Source organism: Oscillibacter valericigenes (genome assembly GCF_016902445.1).
Lineage (GTDB): Bacteria > Bacillota > Clostridia > Oscillospirales > Oscillospiraceae > Oscillibacter > Oscillibacter avistercoris.
In genome coordinates this window covers 1-20,360 of the sequence record NZ_JACSNX010000031.1, presented here as the reverse complement: position 1 = coordinate 20,360, position 20,360 = coordinate 1, and the positions used below count along the sequence as shown (strand labels likewise).

The window sequence follows — 20,360 nt, the reverse complement described above, 5'->3', positions numbered from 1 at the left end:
CCCCTACCCCTCCACCCGGATCCCCAGGATCCGGGCCACCACAGCGGCCTGGGCGGCGTTGATCACGGCTCCCTTCAGCTCCCGGCAGGTCTCCGACAGCACGATCCGGTCCAGGGTGCAGGAGGTCAGGTCCATGCCGGTGAGGCTGGTGCGGAACAGCTCCGCGCCGGTCAGGTCTGTCTTCTCCAGGATTACCTTTTTCAGCCGCATCTCAGAGAGAGCAGACTCTGTGAAGTCACAACCCTTCACGGAAATATGCTCCCAGACACCGTTGGTAAAGTTGACATAACGAAGCAGTGCCTCCTCCAGTGTGCTGTCCTTCCACCGGGAACGGCGCAAATCGGCCCCGTCCCATTTGCAGCCGGAGAGGAGGCAGTTCCTCCAATAGGTGGCGGAGAGCCGACAGCCCTCCAGGAGGCAGTCCGTGAAGGCGCAGCCGTAAAAGGCGGCACCGGAGAAGTCGCAGTCCCGGAACTGGCAGGACTGGAACCGGCAGTCCCGGAGATCCAGGCCGGAGCCGTCCAGGTCCGCGGCGGTTTCCTGGGAAAAGGCGCCGCCGGAGAGGAGGTCTCCGGAGTCCCTGGCCTGTTCCAGGGCCTCCGCAAAGCCGCTCATGGCCGGACCTCCCGCCGGGGCGGGAGTAGCAGCTCCTCGAAACTCTTGATATACACATCGCAGAAGCCCCGCATGGCCGTCTCATCCTGGGCAAAAAAGCCGTCGTAGACGCCCACCACCCGCATACGTGCGCCCCGGGCGCCCTTGCAGGCGGAGAGGCTGTCGTCGAATACCGTGCAGTCCTCCGGCCGGACGCCGTAGGTCTCCGCGGCCGCCAGCCAAAGCTCCGGGGACTTTTTCTCCAGTCCCAAATCGTGGGCCAGGGTGACGCCCTCGAAGTATTTCATCAGGTCCAGATGGGTCAGCGCCGTGCGGCAGTGCTCCGGCACGCTGGAGGTCACCACCGCCATCCGCCGCCCCTCCGCCCGGCACTGCTTCAGATAGGCCCGGACGCCGGGCTTCACGGTGACGTGGGCATAGGCATCTTTGGCCATCTCCATCCACTCGGCGATGATGTCCTCGCAGGACTCGGACAGGCGGCAGTACTCCCTTGTGAACTTGGCCGCCAGGGGCAGGATCGTATGGGCCACGCCCTCGTAATAGGCGTGGGTGTAGGGCAGCCCCCGCCGGGCCAGGAATTCCCGGTCCACATCCTTCCAGACGCCGTTGGAATCGATCAGCGTCCCGTCCATGTCAAACAGCAGCATCGGCGGCCTCCTCTCCGGGGAGGGACTGGGTCTTGCCAAGTCCGCCCCATTGTGTTAAAATTCCAGATTGTTCGCGGCATTGCGCCGCGGTGTCAAATCTGCGGGAGTTTGCAAAAGTATAGCATAGATCCTGGTGAGGAGCAAGTCCGATGAAAGTCAACCACATCCGTCAAAACGTGTTCCCCGTGCTGGCGGCCCTGATCTGGGGCACTGCCTTCGTGGCCCAGAGCGTGGCCGCAGACCATGTGGAGCCATTTACCTTTACAGCTGCCAGAAGCGCGGTGGCCTTCGTGTTCCTGCTGGTGCTGTGCCTGGTGTTCCGCGCCCTGCGGCAGCGGGACTTTCACGGCGAAGCGCAGCCCCGGCCCGGCTCCCGGCGGGATCTGGCCGTCAGCGGCGCCTGCTGCGGCGTGGCGTTGACCGTGGCCACCAATCTCCAGCAGATGGGACTGGAGACCACCACCTCCGGCAAGGCGGGGTTCATCACGGCACTGTACATCGTCATCGTGCCCATCGCGGGGATCTTCCTCCATAAAAAGGCACCCCGGGCCATCTGGCTCAGCGTGGCGCTGGCGGTGGCGGGACTGTATCTGCTCTGTGTGCAGGAGTCCTTCTCCATCACGGAGGGGGACTGGTATGTGCTGCTGTGCTCTTTCTGCTTCGCCGGGCACATCCTGCTGATCGATCACTTCACCCAGAAGGTGGATGGCGTTGCGCTGTCCTGCGTGCAGTTTCTGGTGATGGCGGTGCTTTCCGCCGTGCTGATGCTGGTGATGGAGACGCCCAACTGGGCGGGGCTGCTGGACTGCATCGGGCCTGTCCTGTACGTGGGTATTTTCTCCAGCGGCGTGGGATACACCCTCCAGATCCTGGCCCAGAAGGACTCGGATCCCACGGTGGTGTCCCTGCTGCTGAGCCTGGAGTCCGTGTTCGCCACCATTGCCGGGGCGCTGATCCTGGGGGACCGGATGAGCGGGAAAGAATACCTGGGCTGTGTGCTGATGCTGGCGGCGGTGGTGCTGGCCCAGCTGCCGGACTTCAGCGGAAAGCGGGGCGCACCGGTCAGGGAGCCGTAGAGAGCGTTCAGCGGGGATGCCAGAGCCTGGCATCCCCGCTGATTTTTGGTTGGACAAACGGCGTCAGCTGTGATATACTGCTAAACTGTATGAGTATGTTGTGAGGTGATTCCATGCGCATCGACGTGCTGGGCGTCGGCTTTGACAACGTGACCATGGCAGAGGCTGTGGAGCGGGGAATGGAGCTGGTCCGCAGCTCCGGGACCCACTATGTGGCCACCCCCAACCCGGAGATCGTGGAGGTCTGCCGGGAGGACCCGGAGGCCAGGACGGCTGTGAACGGCGCGGATCTGGTGCTGCCGGACGGCATCGGCGTCGTCAAGGGCGCGGCCATGCTGGGCACGCCTTTGAAGGAGAAGACGCCCGGCATTGAATTCGCCGGCCATTTGATGGACAGACTGGCAAAGGAAGGGAGATCCCTGTATCTGCTGGGCGCCAAGCCCGGTGTGGCAGAGCAGGCGGCAGCGAAGCTGGCGGAGGCCCATCCGGGCCTGCGGATCGCCGGCACCCACGACGGCTACTTCAAGGAGGACGGCCCGGTGATCGAGTCCATCCGCCAAAGTGGTGCGGACGTGGTATTCGTCTGCCTGGGGGCCCCCAAGCAGGAAAAATGGATGGCCAGGAACGGCGCCGCCACCGGCGCGCATCTGCTGTGCGGCCTGGGGGGCAGCCTGGACGTGTTTGCCGGCGTAGTGGAGCGGGCCCCGAAATTCTGGTCCGATCACGGGCTGGAGTGGTTCTACCGCCTGTGCAAGGAGCCGCGCCGCATCGGCCGGATGATGAAGCTGCCGCTGTTCCTGATCCACGTCAAACAGGAGAAGAGACGCAGATGAACGGAAAACTGATCGTATTCGAGGGCACGGACGGATCCGGCAAGGCCACCCAGGCAAAGCTTCTGTGTGAGACCCTGGCGGACCGGGGCCTCAGCTATCGGGAGATCGACTTCCCCCGGTACGGCAGCCCCTTCGCAGAGCCTGCAAACCTCTATCTCCATGGGGCCCTGGGCAACAAGCCCGGGGACGTGAACGCCTACGCCGCGTCGGTGCTGTACGCCGTGGACCGCTTCGCCTCCTATCAAGAGGACTGGGGCCGCTTCTATGAGGCCGGCGGCATCGTGGTGGCCAACCGGTACACCACCTCCAACGCCGTCCACCAGGCCTCCAAGCTGCCGGAAGGAGAGCGGCGGGAATTCCTGGACTGGCTGTTCGATCTGGAGTACGGCCGCATGGGCCTGCCGCGGCCGGATCTGGTGCTCTATCTGGACCTGCCTACGGAAGTGTCTGAGAAAATGCTCCGCTATCGGGAGCAGGCTACCGCCACGGCGGCGGACATCCACGAACAGGATGGAGACTATCTCCGCCGCTGCCGGGAAAGCGCCCGGAAGATCGCCCGGGACTTGGGCTGGTCTGTGGTGGACTGCGCCGCCGGGGACGCTCCCCGGTCAGTGGAGGACATCCGCCGGGAGGTGCTCTCCCGGGTGGAGCCGCTGCTGGGGTGAGGGCTGTCCGTTCCCGGAGCGGAGAAAATGGGACGTGTCCGCCCCATTTTCCCGGCCGCGGATCAGCAGCAGCCGTTGCCGCAGTTGTCATTGCCGCAGCCGCATCCACAGCCGCAGCTGCTGCCGCCGAGGGCATTCCCGCTGCCGCAGCAACAGCAGATCAGGACCACGATGATGATGAGCCACAGGCAGGAGCAGTTGTTGTTTCCGTTGTTGAAGCACATATCTGTCACCTCGCTTTGAGACATTCTATGCGGCGGACTTCCAAAGGGAGCCTGACCGCCGAAAAAAATTGCAGGGCAGGGGCGCGATCGCGTCCCGCCCGGGACGATTCCGGCAGGAGACCGCCGGAACGAGAAAATGGAGGTTCCTATGTCTGATTACAAAAACGGAGATACCGCCAGCTGGGACGCGTCTCAGGTGCGCCGCAGCCAGGGGGGACAGCAGCCGGGAGGCGGGCAGCGCCGTCCGTCCCAGCAGCGCAGACGCAAACGCCGCCGGATCAACCCGGTCCTGTATATCCTGTGCGTGCTGGTGGCTTCGGCGATCCTGGCGGGCGTGGGCTGGCTGCTGGCCAGCGACCTGTGCGCCTTTAACCGGGATATCCCGTCTACCACGAAGATCACCATCGAGGTCACGGCGGACGACGACATGGGCAGCATCGCAGAGAAGCTGCAGGATGCCGGCCTGATCCGGTACAAGTGGTTCTTCCGCCTGTTTGCCGCCGTCACCGGCGCCAGCGACGAGGTGGGCATCGGTACCTATGAACTGAACACGGACATGGACTACCACGCCTTGATCGCCGGGATGCACAGCTCCTCCGGCAACCTCAGCGCAGAGACGGTGACCGTCACCATTCCGGAGGGCTACACGGTCCGCCAGACCATCGCCCTGCTGGCGGAGAAGGGCGTCAACACCGAGGAGGCCCTGACAGAGGCCGCCCAGACTGCGGATTTTGACTACGATTTCATTGACAACGACTCCGAGGATCTCAGCCGGCTGGAGGGCTTCCTCTTCCCGGACACCTATGAGTTCTATGTGGGCCACAACGCCAAAGATGCGCTGGAGCGCCTGATCCGGAACTTTGTCAGCCGCATGGACGAGGAGCGGATGGCCCAGGTGGAGGAGTCCGACTACTCCCTGCAGGAGATCATCACCATCGCCTCCCTCATCGAGGAGGAGACCGACGGCACGGACCAGGCCAACATCGCATCCGTCATCTACAACCGTCTGGAGGGTCCCGGCGACAAGCAGGGCACCTACGGCCTGCTGCAGATCGACGCGTCCCTGCTCTACGCACTTCCGGACCACACCGGCCCCATCACCAGCGCGGACATGCAGACCGACTCCCCCTATAACCTGTACCAGAACGCGGGCCTGCCTCCCACGCCTATCTCCAACCCGGGTCTGGCCTCCATCGATGCGGCGCTGAATCCCAACAGCACGGATTACTATTATTACGCTCTGGGCACCGACGGAAAGCACCACTTCTCCACCACGCTGGCGGAGCACAACGCCTTCGTCAACAGCAGCGAGTATGGCGGATAAGCGGGCAAAGCCGGAGCTGTTGGCTCCGGCGGGGGACATGGAGCGGCTGAAGATGGCCGTGCTCTACGGTGCGGACGCGGTATATCTGGCGGGCACCAGCTTCGGCATGCGGGCCTTTGCCGGCAACTTTTCCCCGGAGGAGCTGCCCCAGGCGGTGGCCTTTGCCCACGACCACGGCGTCCGGGTCCACTGCACCATCAACACCATGCCCCGGAACGACGAGGTGTCCCGCCTGCCGGAGCATCTGGAGCGGCTGGACGACGCCGGGGTGGACGCCCTGATCGTGGCGGACCTGGGGGCCTTTACCCTTGCTGGAAAGTACGCCCCCAGGTGCCAGCGGCACATCTCCACCCAGGCCAGTATCTGCAACTATGAGACGGCCCGGGCCTGGCACGACCTGGGCGCCAGCCGGGTCATCCTGGCTCGTGAGCTGAGTCTGGAGGAGATCCGGACCATCCGGGACAAGACACCGGAGGACCTGGAGATCGAGGCCTTTGTCCACGGCGCCATGTGCGTCAGCTACTCCGGCCGGTGCCTGCTCAGCAACTATATGACGGGCCGGGACTCCAGCCGGGGAGCCTGCGCCCAGCCCTGCCGGTACCAGTACGCCCTGATGGAGGAAAAGCGGCCGGGGGAGTACTTCCCGGTGTTTGAGGACGAGCAGGGCACCTATATCATGAATTCCCGGGACATGTGCATGATCGACCACCTGGGGGACCTGTGTGATGCGGGACTCTCCAGTCTGAAGATCGAGGGGCGGGCCAAGTCCGCCTACTACGCAGCCATCGTCACCGGCGCCTACCGCCACTGCCTGGACGCCGCAGCGGCGGGGGAGTCCATCGACCCTGTCTGGCGGGACGAGGTGGAGCATGTGAGCCACCGGCCCTACTCCACCGGCTTTTACTACGGCCCGCCGGGCCAGTACTACGCCACCTCCCGCTACGTGCGGGAGTGGCAGGTGGCGGCAGTGGTGACGGACTGTGACAGTGCCGGACATGCCGCACTGTCCCTGCGGAACAAGTTCCGCGCCGGAGACACGGTGGAGATCGTGGGTCCGGATCTGCGGCCCTTCTCCATGACCGTGCCGCAGATGCGGGACGAGGCGGGGGACCCTCTGGAGGAGCCCCGCACACCCCAGATGCAATTCTATATGGATCTTCCCCGGCCGGTGCCGCCCTTTTCCCTGGTGCGCCGCGGGGTGGATCTTTCAGCCAAATGAGGAGAAGACGAGGAGAGAACACTATGAATGCAGATGTTGTCATCGTTGGCGCCGGCCCCGCCGGCATCTTCACTGCCCTGGAGATGATCAAGAAGGGCAGCCGCCAGAAGATCATCATGGTGGAAAAGGGACAGCCGGTGGAAAAGCGCCACTGTCCCAAGGACAAGACCCATAAGTGCGTGAACTGCAAGCCCTACTGCCACATCACCACCGGCTTTTCCGGCGCCGGTGCCTTCTCCGACGGCAAGCTCTCCCTCAGCTATGAGGTGGGCGGCGACCTGCCCACCCTGATCGGGGCGGATCTGGCCCAGGAGACCATCAATTACGCCGACCAGATCTATCTGGAGTTCGGCGCGGACGAGCACATCGAGGGCCTGGGCCACGAGGAGGAGCGGAAGGAGATCCGCCGCCGGGCCATCCAGGCGGGGCTGAAGCTGGTGGACTGCCCCATCCGCCACATGGGCACGGAGAAGGCCCAGGGCATTTATCTCGCCATCGAGCGGTACTTACAGGACCATGGGGTGGAGATGTACTTCGGCTATGAGTGCAGCAACCTGATCCTGGAGAACGAGGTGTGCAAGGGCGTCGCCATCTCCGACGGCAAGACGGACCTGGAGATCTATGCCAAGCACACCGTGGTGGCCACCGGCCGCCGGGGCGCCGACTGGCTGGAGAAGCTCTGCGCCGAGCACAACATCGCCCACGCCCCCGGCACCGTGGACATCGGCGTCCGGGTGGAGGTCCGCAACGAGGTCATGGAGATGGTGAACCGGGTGCTGTACGAGTCCAAGCTGGTGGGCTATCCCAAGCCCTTCAAGAACAAGGTCCGCACCTTCTGCCAGAACCCCGGCGGCTTCGTCAGCCAGGAGAACTACGACAACAACCTGGCGGTGGTGAACGGCCACTCCTACAAGGACCTGAAGAGCGACAACACCAACCTCTCCATCCTGTGCTCCCACAACTTCTCCATCCCCTTCAACCAGCCCATCGCCTATGCCCAGAAGGTGGGCGAGCTGACCAACATGCTGGCCAACGGCCAGATCCTGGTCCAGCGGTTCGGGGACATTCTGGACGGCAAGCGCACCTGGCAGAAGGAGCTGGCCCAGTCCAACATCCGGCCCACCCTGCCGGACGCCGTGGCCGGCGACATCACCGCCGCCATGCCCTACCGGGCCATGATCAATATCATCAATTTCATCCAGGCCATGGACTACGTGGTGCCGGGCTTCGCCGCATATGAGACGCTGCTGTACTCCCCGGAGCTGAAGTTCTACTCCAACCGGGTGAAGATGGACACGGACTTCAACACCAGCCTCCAGGGCCTCCACTGCCTGGGCGACAGCTCCGGCTGGACCCGGGGCTTGATGATGGCCTCCGTCATGGGCACCCTCATGGGCCGCAAGATCGCCGAAGAGGGCTGAGAACGGAATCATAGGCAGACAGCAGGCGTTTCCGGCGCCTGCTGCCTCCATGAAATACGAAATCATGAAAGAGGAAACAAAGGAAACGCGTATGATCACAGTCAATGACGTCAGTCTCAATTTCAGCGGACAGACCCTGTTCAAGCACGTGGACCTGAAATTCACTCCCGGTAACTGCTACGGCATCATCGGTGCCAACGGCGCGGGCAAGACCACCTTCCTCCGCATCCTCTCCGGGGACCTGGAGCCCACCACCGGCGAGGTGGTGATCTCCAAGGACCAGCGGATGAGCGTGCTGAAGCAGGACCACTTCCAGTACGACCAGTACACCGTGCTGGACACGGTCATCATGGGCAACCAGCGGCTCTACGACATCATGAAGGAGAAGGACGCCCTCTACGCCAAGGAGGACTTCACCGACGAGGACGGCGTGAAGGCCAGCGAGCTGGAGGCGGAGTTCGCCGATATGGACGGCTGGGAGGCAGAGAGCGACGTGAGCCGCCTGATCCAGGGCCTGGGGTTGTCCGAGGACATCCTGTACAGCGAGATGAGCACGCTGACCGCCAAGGAGAAGGTGAAGGTCCTGCTGGCCCAGGCGCTGTTCGGCAAGCCGGACATCATCCTGCTGGACGAGCCCACCAACCACCTGGACATCCAGGCCATCCAGTGGCTGGAGGACTTCATCCTGGAGTGCGAGAGCCTCATCATCGTGGTGAGCCATGACCGCCACTTCCTGAACACCGTGTGCACCAACATCGTGGACGTGGACTACGGCGGGATCAAGATGTACGTGGGCAACTACGAGTTCTGGTACGAGTCCAGCCAGATGATGCAGCGGCTGATCCGGGACCAGAACAAGAAGAAGGAGGAGAAGATCAAGGAGCTCCAGGAGTTCGTCTCCCGCTTTTCCGCCAACAAGTCCAAGAGCAAGCAGGCCACCGCCCGCCGGAAGCTGCTGGACAAGCTGACAGTGGAGGAGATGCCCGCTTCCTCCCGGCGGTATCCCTTCGTGGGTTTCAAGATGGACCGGGAGCCGGGCAAGGAGATCCTGGCGGTGGAGGGCCTCACCAAGACCGTGGACGGCCGGAAGGTGCTGGACAATGTCAGCTTCCGGGTGAACAAGGGCGACAAGATCGCCTTCGTGGGGGAGGACGAGATCGCCACCACCACGCTCTTCAAGATCCTGATGGAGGAGCTGGAGCCGGACGAGGGCACCTTCAAGTGGGGCACCACCATCACCACCAGCTACTTCCCCCTGGACAACTCCGCCTTCTTCAACGACTGCGACCTGAACCTGGTGGACTGGCTGGGCCAGTACACCGCTGACAACGCGGAGGAGAACACCGAGTCCTTCAAGCGGTCCTTCCTGGGCCGGATGCTGTTCTCCGGCGACGACGTGTACAAGCCCGTGAAGGTCCTCTCCGGCGGTGAAAAGGTGCGGTGCATGCTGTCCCGGATGATGCTGTTCGGGTCCAACGTGCTGGTGCTGGACCAGCCCACCAACCACCTGGACCTGGAGTCCATCACTGCCGTCAACAACGGCCTCATCGACTTCAAGGGCGTGGTCCTGTTCGCCAGCCACGACCACGAGTTCGTGGAGACCATCGCCGACCGGATCATGGAGTTCGTGGACGGGAAGCTCATCGACAAGATGTGCACCTATGACGACTATATCTCCGGCCAGCGGGACGAGATGCTGGCCCGGCTGAAGGGCTGAATTGTTACCGATTATTGGTTGACATAAGATAAAGCCACCCTGTAAACTGTTTATCAAACAGCTTGCGGGGTGGCTTTTTATGGAAAAGGGGAGACTGGCGGGAATTTTGGCCCTTGCGGTGATCACGGCGGTGACTGTGGGGGCGGAGTACCCCAGAATGGCGGCCCAACGGCAGGAGGCAGCGGAATGCCAGACGCTTTTGGAGACTCCTGTAGAAGGAAATGCCATCTCTCCGGATGGCAGATACCAGCTGCGGCAGACGGATGCGGGCGGCGACGGAGAGGCCGTCCCCTCCATGGAGACCGTACAGCTGGTATCTGCTGACACCGGGGAGGTCCTGTGGGAGGAGAGCGGCGACTATGAGACCTCCGCCCTTTGGTCGCCGGAGGGAACGTATGTGGCTTTGTCTCAGCGGCAGCGGGCCTGCGGTTCCGTCACTGTGGTGGAGACGGAGACCTTCACCAGCCGGCAGGTACCGCTGCCGGTAGATGTGGAATCTGCGGAATACGCCTGGATTTCTGCGGAGGAGTGGGTGGACAGCGATATCCTGCGCATCCGGTGCCGGGATACCCGGGAGGAAGGATCGGGAACGGTCTACCGCTGCTTGCTGGCAATGGAAGAGAGCGGAACGCTGTCTGGCACTGTGCTGAAAGAAACGGCGGAGGTCCTCCCCGGAAATTACGACTTCGACCACGACGGCGTGCCGGAGACCACGGAGCTGGTGACGGTGGGAGAACCCAGCGGCGGAAGCGTGGCCTGGTATGAGCTGCACATCGCAGGAGGAGCGGGGGCTGCGGACGCGCCGAGGCCGCTTTTCGACGGCACCCCGGATGGGGCAGTTTTATCGCCGTCACGGTGGAGGGGGAGGACAACTTCCTGATGTTCGCGCCCGTCATGTATCAGGGCTTTGCCACCTACTGGTATGAGTTGATCTCCTTCCGCGCAGATGGCAGCGCGGACCTTTTGGACAGCGGAGGCGTCTCCTTTGACCTCTCCTTCGGCAGGGAGGGGCATCAGTTTGACGCGGAGGCCATCGCCGGGTTCTTCTGGAAGCTGTGGGGCATTCTGCAGAACAGCACCGTGCTGATGAGCACGGAGAACGGGGAGTTCCAGACCGGCATCCCAGGGCTGGAGCTGCAGAATTACATGTTCGGCGATCTGCTGTCTCTGGACAGCCTGGAGGCCATGGAGGCCGCCGTCCGCCAGCAGGAGGCGGAGAGGAAGGCAGAGCAGGGCGCCATCTGACGGAACAGGCGGGAACATCTCCCGCCTGTTTTCACGGAAAATTTTCCGGCAAGTGTCAGGTTTGCGCCCACCCCGGCGTTATAGAGAGCAGAGGGACAGGAGGGGACGCCATGCTGGGATATCTCGCGGCCATGGAGACAGAGAGCGACCGGACCAAGTTCGAGACCATTTATCTGGCTTACCGGGGCCTCATGTACCACGTGGCCTATTACATCCTGAAAAATCCCCAGGACGCGGAGGATGTTGTGCACCAGTCCTTCGTAAAGCTGGCGGAGCGTATGGCGGATATTCCCGACGGTCCCTGCCCCCGGACACGGAATCTGGTGGTGACGGTGACAGAGCGAAGGGCCATCGACCTGTACCGGTCCCGCCAGCGCCATCCGGAGGCGGAGCTGGACGAACAGGCTCTGGTATCTCAGCCCGCTCCGCCCACAGGCGGCGGCTTGGCTGATGCCATGGCATCCCTGCCGCCCCGCTATCGGGAGGTACTGCTGCTGAAATACTATAACGGCTATTCCGCCCGGGAGATCGCAGGATTTCTCTCCGCGACCCCGGATGCCGTGACCCAGACCCTGCATCGGGCTCGGAAGAAACTGGCGGAGATCCTGGAAGAGAGGGGGGAGACACCATGATGATCCCAGAGGAGGACCTGTACGCAGCAGCACCGGAGGCGGCGGAAAAATTCCTCTCCGCCCTGCCGGACCAGGCAGAGTGCGTCCATGACTTTTCCCCGGACTTTGAGACCCGAATGGAGCTGCTGCTGCATCGTCAGCGGAGACGGCGGCCCTGGCGGGCCCTGCTGGCAGCGGCCGCCGTGATCGGTGCCCTGGCGGCAGGCCTCTCCGTAGGAGCGGGGGACCGGACAAACTGTCAGATCTACTGGTCCCAGACCAATGGGGAGCTGCGGTATGTCGTCCGGCTGGAGCACGTCACCACCCAGCCCTTTCAGGATGCCCAGCTGGACTATGTTCCGGAGGGCTTCACCCTGGTTCGAGGCGGCACCAACGAGATCCGCAGTGAGCGAAGCCTGATATACCGAAAGGGAGAGGAGGCCTCTTTCACTCTGCGCCAGACCCGGGGGGAGGACCTGGTGGGCTCCAAAGGGACCGCCTGCCAGGGCTCCGAGGTGGAGGTCAACGGACGTCCGGGCCTTCTGGCGGAGGAGACGGGCAGTACAGAAAAAGACCTGCTGTGGACGGACGGCCCCTACATCTTCGCTCTCTATGGAAAGGGCCTGTCCGCCGAGGAACTGCTGAGGATCGCCGAAGGCGTGACCTGGTGACAAGAAAGGAAGAAGCAAGATGAGGCGCAATTACATTCCCTTTATCGCGGGTATGAGCACCATGCTGCTGCTGGTGGGGCTGGTTGGGGCCTCTATGGCAGAGGAGACCAGCCAGCCCGCAGACCCTCAGAGCGGGACACTGAACGGACAGGTGGCCTATGGCGAGGCGGGCGTGGCCCTGTTCGGCAAGGAGCAGGTGCCGGCCGGCACCACCTGGACCACGGAGGACGGCGCCCAGGTCCCCACCGTGCTGACCTACACCGACGAGAACGGAGAGGACCACTACTTCGTCAGCGCCGAGACCACGGCGGAGGTGCTGGACATGGTCTACGGCGTGGTGTACCGGGAGGACCTGAACTGCATCGATTTCGGCACAGAGGTATCAGTGGACCCGGAGGGCAACCCTCGCCTGGACGAGAACGGCCAGCCCACCTACTGGACGGGGGCGGAGTTTTTTTCCAGAAGGACCACACAGAACGAGGACGGTACGGAGCGCATCGTCGCCATCGGCGACCAACAGGCGGAGATCCAGGTGGGGGACGGCACCTCCGTCATCGTCGGGCACGGGCTGGAGGAGGACTCCCCCATGCGGGATGAGATCGTCCAGCGGCAGATGGAGACGCCTACAAAACCGGAGTATGGCATTAGCTGTGGAATTTTCACGGAGGTGGATCCAGCGGAGCTGGACCCGGCCGCCTATCTGGGCCGGTTCGTGGACGGCGTGGCCCTTCAGGGGGAGGATCTGACATACACCTTTCACTTCATGCCGGAGCTGCCCTATGCCGCCCTGGTGATCGAGAACCAGGGGGAGGTGGACATCCTGGCGCGTGTCTACCGTCCCTGGACTGTTGGTCATATCAGCCAGGAGCTGTTCACCACCGTCCGCATCCCCGCCGGAGAGACCCTGATCCGGGCCTTCCGAGTCGAGGAAGGGGAGAGCGCCGACCTGCGGAACAAGCTGACTGTGGAGATTACTGCCGTCGGCGGAGGTGAGGCCCAGGTGTGCCTGTCCTCCGAGCAGTACGGCGAACGCACCCGGAAGTGAACGGAATCGCAGCCGCCCGGCTCTCGCCGGGCGGCCGTTCTTTATGTCCTGGCGGTCAACCCATACCGCTCCAGAGCGGCCTTGATCTTCTCCAATCCCGCCTCTTTGGGATCGCACAGGGGCAGGCGCAGGGGGCCCACGTCCCAGCCCAGCAGATTCAGGGCCGTCTTGACGGGGATGGGGTTCACGTCACAGAACATGGCGTCGCAGAAATCCTTCAGCTCCAGCTGCAGCTTCCCGGCGGCGGCAAAGTCGTTCCGCAGACACAGCTCCGTCAGGCGGTGCATCTGGGCCGGCAGGACGTTGGCCACCACGGAGATGACGCCCTTGCCCCCCAGCATGCAGATGGCCGCCGTCTCGTCGTCGTTGCCGGACCAGATGGTGAAGTCCTCCGGGCACAGATTCCGGGTCTTCTGGATGTTGGAGAAGTTGCTCCCCGCCTCCTTGACACCGTTGATGTTGGGGTGCTTCGCCAGCTCCGCGTAGGCCTCCGGCGCGATGGTGACTCCGGTGCGGGAGGGCACGTCGTATAAGATCAGCGGCACATCCACGCCGTCGGCGATCACCTGGAAGTGGCGGATGAGCCCGGACTGGCTGGCCTTGTTGTAGTAGGGCGTCACCACCAGCAGCCCGTCGGCCCCGGCCCGCTCGGCATCCCGGGACAGGGCCAGGGCGTTCTCCGTGGAGTTGGAGCCGGTGCCGGCGATCACCGGCAGCCGCCCGTCCACGTGGTCCACGCAGAACTCGATGGTCCGCATCCGCTCCCGGTAGCTCATGGTACTGGCCTCGCCCGTGGTGCCGCAGACGATGATGGCGTCGGTGCCGTTTTTCATTTGAAAGTCCAGCAGCCGCCCCAACGTGGGAAGGTCCACGGTCTCCTTGGTAAAGGGCGTGACGATGGCCACGCCGGACCCGGTGAAGAGAGGCTTTTTCAATGAACACACGCTCCTTTTCAGTTAGGAACTAGGAGTTAGGAATTAGGAGTTGATGTGTTCCGCCGCAGGCGGAACGATTTTAAATCGTCCGGCGCTACCGGACACCAAAATTTCTAATTCCTCATTCCTAATTCCTCATTTAAGGCAGGTTTTGGGATAAAAGAAGCGGCTTGCCAACTCCGGCAAGCCGTCTCTTTTGTAAATCTGTTTGCTTTAGTCCATGTATCCTTTGGCGCACAGCAGCTCGGCCAGCAGCACCGCGCCGCCGGCGGCGCCCCGGAGGGTGTTGTGGGAGAGGCACACGAACTTGTAGTCGTACTGGGTGTCCGGCCGCAGGCGGCCCACAGACACGGCCATGCCGTGCTCCAGGTTCCGGTCCAGCCGGGTCTGGGGCCGGTCCGGCTCCTCAAAGTAGTGGAGGAACTGCTTGGGGGCGGAGGGGAGCTCCAGCTCCTGGGGCACGCCCCGGAAGGCGGCCCAGTCCGCCTTGATCTGCTCCATGGAGGGGGCCTTGCCGTCGGCGAACTTCATGAACACGGCGGCCATGTGGCCGTCCTGGCAGGCCACCCGGAAGCACTGGGCGGTGAAGGAGGGGCCGCCGGCCTTGACGATCTTGCCGTCTTCGATATGGCCCCACAGCTTCAGGGGTTCCTGCTCGCTCTTCTCCTCCTCGCCGCCGATGTAGGGGATGCAGTTATCCACCATCTCCGGCCAGCGCTGGAAGGTCTTGCCGGCGCCGGAGATGGCCTGATAGGTGCAGACCAAAACTTTCTCCAGGCCGTACTTCTTCAGGGGATGCAGGGCCGGGACGTAGCTCTGGAGGGAGCAGTTGCTCTTCACGGCGATGAAGCCCCGCTTCGTGCCCAGGCGCCTGCGCTGGGCCTCGATGATCTCCAGGTGGTCCGGGTTGATCTCCGGCACCACCATGGGTACATCGTCGGTCCACCGGTGGGCGGAGTTGTTGGAGACGATGGGGCACTCCAGCCTGGCGTACCGCTCCTCCAGGGCCCGGATCTCCTCCTTCTTCATATCCACGGCGCAGAAGCAGAAGTCCACCATGGACGCCAGCTGCTCCGCGTCGTTCTCCGCGTCCAGCACCACCAGGTTTCTGGCCTCCTCCGGCATGGGAACGTCCAGGGCCCAGCGGCCCTCTACCGCCTCGGCGTAGGGTCTGCCCGCGCTGCGCGCGCTTGCGGCGATAGCCGTCAGCTGGAACCAGGGATGGTTTTCCATCAGGGTGATGAACCGCTGGCCCACCATGCCGGTGCCGCCGATGATGCCGACTTTGTACTGTTTCATAGTATGTGCCTCCTGCTCCCATGTTGCGCCGGAAAGAGAAAACCGCCTTCCGTCGATTTTGGTTGAATATGGCGCCGGGATGTACTATAATGTTCCATATTGAAGATGAAAAGCCTGTACTCCCAACACGGACATTTGTATTTATACTAGCATACTTCCTTGTGTTCGTCAAGGTGCATGGCTTGGGGAGGTTCCATGAAAAAAGGCTTGGTCGTGTTGTCTCTGGTTGTGACATTTTTTGCCCTAAGCGCCGTCAGCGCCTCCGCCGTCACCAATGATACGGTGAAGGTAGGGCTGCGGTACGGCTCCTCCGTCATGTCCTCCGCCAACCTGGAAAACGATGATGGCCGCGGCTACGAGTTCGGCTATTTCGAGGACGACCGGACCTTCGTCTCCCTGGGGGAGACGGACGAGACCACCATCACCATGGAACCCATGTCCAGGGGCGGGATCCAGGTGGTCATCACCGGAACGGACCAGGTCCTCTGGGAGACGGAGGAGGACACCCTGGCCGTCATGCCCATGGGCCGGGACCCCATCACCTGGTTCCGGGGGAACCGCTATCGCGGCGGGTTCGAGTACACCGTCAGCGGCGGCGGGCTGCAGGTGGTGAACGTGGTGGACCTGGAGGACTACGTGAAGGGCGTCCTGCCCTCCGAGATGCCGGGGGACTGGGAGCTGGAGGCCCTGAAGGCCCAGGCGGTGTGCGCCCGGACCTTCGCCTGCCTGAACACCAAGCACCTGTCGGCCTACGGCTTTGACGTGTGCAATTCCACGGACTGCCAGGTGTACAGCGGCGTCGGCGCCGCCACCTCCGCCACGGACCGTGCGGTGGAGGAGACGGAAGGGGAGTGCCTCTACTATGACGGAGAGCTGGCGGAGGCTTACTACCACTCCTCCGACGGCGGCGCCACTGAGGACGCGGAGAATGTCTGGGGCACCGATGTGCCCTACCTCCGGGGAAAAGAGGACCCCTATGAGGCACAGACTTCCATCCCAAACTACAGCTGGACCGTCACCTACACTTGGGACGAGCTGACATGGGTGCTGCAGAACAGCGGCTATGACATCGGTGATGTGGTGGATGCCTATGTATCAGAATATACCGACCTGGGCAACGTGTATTCCGTGACCTTTGTGGACAGCCGGGGGAACACCCTGGTCCGCACGGGGGACGATGCCCGCATGGCCTTTTACAGCACCACCCTGGGCAAGAACGTCCCCAGTCTGCGGTTCACCATCACCGGCGGCACAGGCGGCGGCAGCGGCTACGCCGTGAACAGCGCCTCCGGCACCCTGTCGTCTCTGGACGGCGCCTCTGTCATCTCCGGCAGCGGTACCGTCAGCCGCCTGGAGGGGGAGGAGCACGCCGCTATCTCGTCCTCCGGCACCTCGGACCTCACCGGAGGCTCCGGCAGCCGGGGCTCCGCCTCACGGGACGGCATCACCGTCACCGGCACCGGAAACGGCCACAACGTCGGCATGAGCCAGTACGGCGCCAAGGCCATGGCGGAGCAGGGACATGACTACATCGATATTTTGGAATTTTATTTCACCGGCATCCGTGTCCGGTAAAGAGAAGGAAAGAGCATGAAGACCAGTGATTTTTACTATGATCTGCCCCAGGAGCTGATCGCCCAGACCCCCATCGAGAAGCGGGACACCTCCCGCCTGATGACGCTGGACCGGGTGAGCGGCGCCACGGGACACCACCATTTCTATGACCTGCCGGACTTCCTGAACCCCGGCGACTGCCTGATTCTGAACAACTCCCGGGTGCTGCCCGCCCGTCTGGTGGGCCAGCGCCTGCCCGGCGGCGGCATCTGCGAGGTGCTGCTGCTGAACGACAAGGGGGATAAGGTGTGGGAGTGCTTGGTCCGCCCAGGCCGGAAGCTCCGGAAGGGCACCCGGCTCACCTTCGGCAACGGGGAGCTGACCGCCAAGATCGTGGAGCAGCTGGAGGAGGGCGGCCGCCTGATCCGGTTCGACTACGAGGGCATCTTCCTGGAGACGCTGGAGCGGCTGGGCAAAATGCCCCTGCCCCCCTACATCAAGGAGGAGCTCCAGGACCAGGAGCGGTACCAGACCGTATACTCCAAGGTCCTGGGCAGCGCCGCCGCCCCCACGGCGGGGCTCCACTTCACGCCGGAGCTGCTGGAGACCATCCAGGCCAAGGGCGTGAAGATCGGGTATGTGACCCTTCATGTGGGCCTGGGCACCTTCCGGCCCGTGAAGGAGGACACCATCGAGGACCACCCCATGCACAGCGAGTACTGCACCATCTCCCAGGAGACGGCGGACCTGATCAACGAGACCCGGGCAAACGGGGGCCGGTGTATCTGCGTGGGCACCACCTCCTGCCGGACGCTGGAGTCCTGGGCCGCCGAGGACGGCCACATGGAGGCCAAGTCCGGCTGGACCAATATCTATATCTATCCCGGCTACCGATTCAAGGTGATGGACGGCCTGGTGACCAACTTCCACCTGCCGGAGAGTACGCTCATCATGCTGGTGTCCGCCTTTGCCGGACGGGAGCACGTGCTGGCCGCCTATGAGGAGGCGGTGCGGGAGAAATACCGCTTCTTCTCCTTCGGCGACGCCATGTTCATCAGCTGACTTTGCCGCGCCCGGCGGGCTCGCCGGGCGCGTTTTCGGAGGAGGACCCCCCTATGCTGGAGCTTCTGCACATTGAGAATATCGCGGTCATCCAGGAGGCGGACATCCAGTTCCGCCCCGGCTTCAACGCCCTCACCGGCGAGACCGGCGCCGGCAAGTCCATCGTCATCGACGCCATGGGGGCTGTGCTGGGCGGGCGCACCTCCCGGGACCTGATCCGCACCGGAGCGGACCGGGCCTTTGTCGGTGCGGAGTTCTCCCAGGTTCCCGCCGGCCTGCCGGGGCTGGCGGAGACCGGCACCGCCCCGGACGAGGACGGTCATCTGCTGCTGCAGCGGGAGCTGACAGGGGACGGCAAGAACCTCTGCCGGGTCAACGGCCGGCCCGTCACCGTGGCCCAGCTGCGGCGGATCGGGGAGGAGCTGCTGAACATCCACGGCCAGCACGACGGCCAGCAGCTGCTGGACGAGGAGCAGCACCTGAGCTATCTGGACCGCTTCGGCCGGACGGAGACGCCCCTGGGCCGGTATCAGACCGCCTACGAGGCCATGGCGGCGCTGCAGGCCAAGATCCGGGCCCTGCAGATGGACGAGGCGGAGAAGGCCCGGCGGATGGACAGCCTCCGTTTCCAGATCGACGAGCTGGAGCGGGCCCAGCTGGTGCCCGGCGAGGAGGAGAGCCTCACAGAGCGGCGGGACCTGCTGCGCAACGGGGAGAAGTACCTCTCTGCCCTGTCCGGGGCGGACTATTGCTTAAACGGCGGGGAAGAGGGGGGAGGCGCCGTCTCCGCCCTCCGGGATGCGGAGGAGGCTCTCGCCGGTGTCCGCACCCTGTCCGGCGACCTGGGGGAGCTGTATCAGCGGCTGGAACAGCTGCGGTGTGAAGCCTATGACCTTGCTGAGACCATCCGGGACAAGCGGGAGGAGTTCGACTTCTCCCCGGCGGAGCTGGACGCGGTGGAGAGCCGGTCCGATCTGCTGTACCGGCTGAAAAAGAAGTACGGCGCCACGGTGGAGGACATGCTGGCCTACCTGGACAAATGCCGCCGGGAGCTGGACGATATGGAGACGGCGGACGATACCCTGATCCGGCTGGAGCAGCAGCTGGAGAAGGCCCGGAAGGCCGTTCTGGCGGCAGGCGCGGACCTGACCGCCGCCCGGCGGGGCGCCGCCGCGGTGCTGGAGCAGCGCATCCAGTCAGAACTTCGGGACCTGGATATGCACAAGGTCCGCTTTGCCATCGACTTCGGTGAGAAGGAGCCGGGCCCCGACGGCTGCGACGCCGTGCGGTTCCTCATGTCCGCCAACGCCGGGGAGGACCTGAAGCCCATCGCCCGGATCGCCTCCGGCGGCGAGCTGGCCCGGATCATGCTGGCCCTGAAAAACGTGCTGGCGGAGCAGGAATCCATCGGCACCCTGGTGTTCGACGAGGTGGACACCGGCGTCAGCGGCCGGGCTGCCCAGAAGGTGGCGGAGAAGCTGGCCCAGGTCAGCCGCCGCAAGCAGGTGCTGTGCGTCACCCATCTGCCCCAGCTGGCCGCCATGGCAGACACCCACTTCTCCGTGGAGAAGGGGGAGCGGGACGGCCGCACCTACACCCGTGTGGTGCTGCTGGACCGGGAGCAGCGGAAGGCGGAGCTGGCCCGCATCACCGGCGGCAGCCACGTGACGGAGGCCCTGCTGGCAAGCGCCGGGGAGCTGCTGGACCAGGCGGAGCGATATCGGGCATCCCTGTAGAGCATTCCAAAAGGCCGCCGGATACCGGCGGCCTTTAAATCTGACGCGGGAAATGATGAATCAAAAAAATGGCCGGCCAGGTAAACTCTGGCCGGCAATTTTTTCCGTTTTCTCAGATGATGAGCTGTCAAAAGACAGATGGCGCGGAGCTCACCCGTTCACCACATTGATGGGCTTGCCGTCCAGATATGCCCGCACGTTGTCCACCGTGCAGTCCATGATCCGCTGGCGGCTCTCCTTGGGCGCCCAGGAGATGTGGGGCGTGAGGATGCAGTTCTTGGCCTTCAGCAGGGGGTTGTCCCCGCGGATGGGCTCCGTGGACACCACGTCCAGACCGGCCGCCGCCACCTTGCCGCTGTTCAGGGCGTCCGCCAGGTCCTGCTCCACCACCATCTGCCCCCGGCTGTTGTTGATGATGATGACCCCGTCCTTCATCTTGGCGATGTTCTCCTTGTTGATGA

At 63.7% G+C, this 20,360-nt stretch carries 21 protein-coding genes; 15 read left to right on the top strand and 6 right to left on the bottom strand.

The genetic code is table 11. The annotated features are described in order from the left end of the window. Positions 1 to 3: 3 nt before the first annotated feature. Both H9X91_RS13105 and H9X91_RS13100 read right to left on the bottom strand, forming a co-directional pair. Positions 4 to 615: a pentapeptide repeat-containing protein gene (locus tag H9X91_RS13105; RefSeq protein ID WP_204805655.1), complete on the bottom strand. Its 612-nt coding sequence runs from the start codon at positions 613 to 615 to the stop codon at positions 4 to 6. Continuing rightward, on the bottom strand, positions 612 to 1,262 hold the full coding sequence (locus tag H9X91_RS13100; protein ID WP_204805654.1) for an HAD family hydrolase: 651 nt from the start codon (positions 1,260 to 1,262) through the stop codon (positions 612 to 614). Before H9X91_RS13100 ends, H9X91_RS13105 begins: the two co-directional genes overlap by 4 nt. A 149-nt stretch (positions 1,263 to 1,411) precedes the next feature. Between H9X91_RS13100 and H9X91_RS13095 the strand changes: the two genes are divergently transcribed. The 3 genes from H9X91_RS13095 (at position 1,412) to H9X91_RS13085 (ending at position 3,836) form a co-directional block, all read left to right on the top strand. Next, complete coding sequence (locus H9X91_RS13095) at positions 1,412 to 2,338, top strand: DMT family transporter (protein WP_204805653.1); 927 nt, start codon at positions 1,412 to 1,414, stop codon at positions 2,336 to 2,338. A 113-nt stretch (positions 2,339 to 2,451) separates the two neighbouring features. Further along, positions 2,452 to 3,171, top strand: coding sequence for a WecB/TagA/CpsF family glycosyltransferase (locus H9X91_RS13090; protein ID WP_204805652.1), 720 nt, complete (start codon positions 2,452 to 2,454; stop codon positions 3,169 to 3,171). Then, positions 3,168 to 3,836 carry a dTMP kinase gene (locus tag H9X91_RS13085; RefSeq protein WP_204805650.1) on the top strand — a complete coding sequence of 223 codons (669 nt, stop codon included), beginning with the start codon at positions 3,168 to 3,170 and terminating at the stop codon, positions 3,834 to 3,836. The genes H9X91_RS13090 and H9X91_RS13085 overlap by 4 nt, the downstream gene beginning before the upstream one ends. Positions 3,837 to 3,898: 62 nt before the next feature. On the opposite strand, the gene H9X91_RS13080 is transcribed toward H9X91_RS13085, so the two are convergent. Then, positions 3,899 to 4,084 (bottom strand): hypothetical protein, encoded by a 186-nt coding sequence (locus tag H9X91_RS13080; protein WP_204805656.1) that lies wholly within the window; start codon positions 4,082 to 4,084, stop codon positions 3,899 to 3,901. Between the two features lie 124 nt (positions 4,085 to 4,208). On the opposite strand from H9X91_RS13080, the gene mltG reads away from it, so the two are divergent. The 9 genes from mltG (at position 4,209) to H9X91_RS13035 (ending at position 13,313) form a co-directional block, all read left to right on the top strand. Next, positions 4,209 to 5,384: an endolytic transglycosylase MltG gene (gene mltG, locus H9X91_RS13075; RefSeq protein WP_204805649.1), complete on the top strand. Its 1,176-nt coding sequence runs from the start codon at positions 4,209 to 4,211 to the stop codon at positions 5,382 to 5,384. After that, on the top strand, positions 5,374 to 6,603 hold the full coding sequence (locus H9X91_RS13070; RefSeq protein WP_204805648.1) for a peptidase U32 family protein: 1,230 nt from the start codon (positions 5,374 to 5,376) through the stop codon (positions 6,601 to 6,603). The genes mltG and H9X91_RS13070 overlap by 11 nt, the downstream gene beginning before the upstream one ends. A 23-nt stretch (positions 6,604 to 6,626) precedes the next feature. Continuing rightward, positions 6,627 to 8,024 carry an NAD(P)/FAD-dependent oxidoreductase gene (locus H9X91_RS13065; protein ID WP_204805647.1) on the top strand — a complete coding sequence of 466 codons (1,398 nt, stop codon included), beginning with the start codon at positions 6,627 to 6,629 and terminating at the stop codon, positions 8,022 to 8,024. Between the two features lie 91 nt (positions 8,025 to 8,115). Beyond that, on the top strand, positions 8,116 to 9,741 hold the full coding sequence (locus H9X91_RS13060) for an ABC-F family ATP-binding cassette domain-containing protein (RefSeq protein ID WP_204805646.1): 1,626 nt from the start codon (positions 8,116 to 8,118) through the stop codon (positions 9,739 to 9,741). A 79-nt stretch (positions 9,742 to 9,820) separates the two neighbouring features. Next, positions 9,821 to 10,621, top strand: coding sequence for a hypothetical protein (locus tag H9X91_RS13055; protein ID WP_204805645.1), 801 nt, complete (start codon positions 9,821 to 9,823; stop codon positions 10,619 to 10,621). Continuing rightward, positions 10,621 to 10,986 carry a hypothetical protein gene (locus tag H9X91_RS13050; RefSeq protein WP_204805644.1) on the top strand — a complete coding sequence of 122 codons (366 nt, stop codon included), beginning with the start codon at positions 10,621 to 10,623 and terminating at the stop codon, positions 10,984 to 10,986. The genes H9X91_RS13055 and H9X91_RS13050 overlap by 1 nt, the downstream gene beginning before the upstream one ends. Positions 10,987 to 11,096: 110 nt before the next feature. After that, on the top strand, positions 11,097 to 11,618 hold the full coding sequence (locus tag H9X91_RS13045) for an RNA polymerase sigma factor (protein WP_204805643.1): 522 nt from the start codon (positions 11,097 to 11,099) through the stop codon (positions 11,616 to 11,618). Continuing rightward, positions 11,615 to 12,268 (top strand): DUF4367 domain-containing protein, encoded by a 654-nt coding sequence (locus H9X91_RS13040; protein WP_204805642.1) that lies wholly within the window; start codon positions 11,615 to 11,617, stop codon positions 12,266 to 12,268. The genes H9X91_RS13045 and H9X91_RS13040 overlap by 4 nt, the downstream gene beginning before the upstream one ends. A gap of 19 nt (positions 12,269 to 12,287) precedes the next feature. Next, positions 12,288 to 13,313, top strand: coding sequence for a hypothetical protein (locus H9X91_RS13035; RefSeq protein WP_204805641.1), 1,026 nt, complete (start codon positions 12,288 to 12,290; stop codon positions 13,311 to 13,313). Positions 13,314 to 13,354: 41 nt separating this feature from the next. On the opposite strand, the gene dapA is transcribed toward H9X91_RS13035, so the two are convergent. Together dapA and asd are read right to left on the bottom strand one after the other, a co-directional pair. Continuing rightward, positions 13,355 to 14,248, bottom strand: a complete 894-nt coding sequence (gene dapA / locus H9X91_RS13030) for a 4-hydroxy-tetrahydrodipicolinate synthase (protein ID WP_204805640.1) — start codon at positions 14,246 to 14,248, stop codon at positions 13,355 to 13,357. 213 nt (positions 14,249 to 14,461) lie between these two features. After that, positions 14,462 to 15,547 (bottom strand): aspartate-semialdehyde dehydrogenase, encoded by a 1,086-nt coding sequence (asd, locus tag H9X91_RS13025; RefSeq protein WP_204805639.1) that lies wholly within the window; start codon positions 15,545 to 15,547, stop codon positions 14,462 to 14,464. A 195-nt stretch (positions 15,548 to 15,742) separates the two neighbouring features. Here asd and H9X91_RS13020 point away from each other — a divergent pair, with 195 nt between their 5' ends. The 3 genes from H9X91_RS13020 to recN are packed head-to-tail and all read left to right on the top strand — an operon-like array spanning position 15,743 to position 19,899. Next, complete coding sequence (locus H9X91_RS13020) at positions 15,743 to 17,122, top strand: SpoIID/LytB domain-containing protein (RefSeq protein WP_204805638.1); 1,380 nt, start codon at positions 15,743 to 15,745, stop codon at positions 17,120 to 17,122. 15 nt (positions 17,123 to 17,137) lie between these two features. After that, positions 17,138 to 18,163 (top strand): tRNA preQ1(34) S-adenosylmethionine ribosyltransferase-isomerase QueA, encoded by a 1,026-nt coding sequence (gene queA, locus H9X91_RS13015; protein ID WP_204805637.1) that lies wholly within the window; start codon positions 17,138 to 17,140, stop codon positions 18,161 to 18,163. A 53-nt stretch (positions 18,164 to 18,216) separates the two neighbouring features. Continuing rightward, positions 18,217 to 19,899, top strand: a complete 1,683-nt coding sequence (gene recN, locus H9X91_RS13010; protein WP_204805635.1) for a DNA repair protein RecN — start codon at positions 18,217 to 18,219, stop codon at positions 19,897 to 19,899. A 150-nt stretch (positions 19,900 to 20,049) separates the two neighbouring features. Here the strand turns inward: recN and H9X91_RS13005 are convergent. Then, positions 20,050 to 20,360 (bottom strand): NAD(P)-dependent oxidoreductase (locus H9X91_RS13005; protein ID WP_275552543.1); only part of this gene is annotated, 311 nt, incomplete at its 5' end.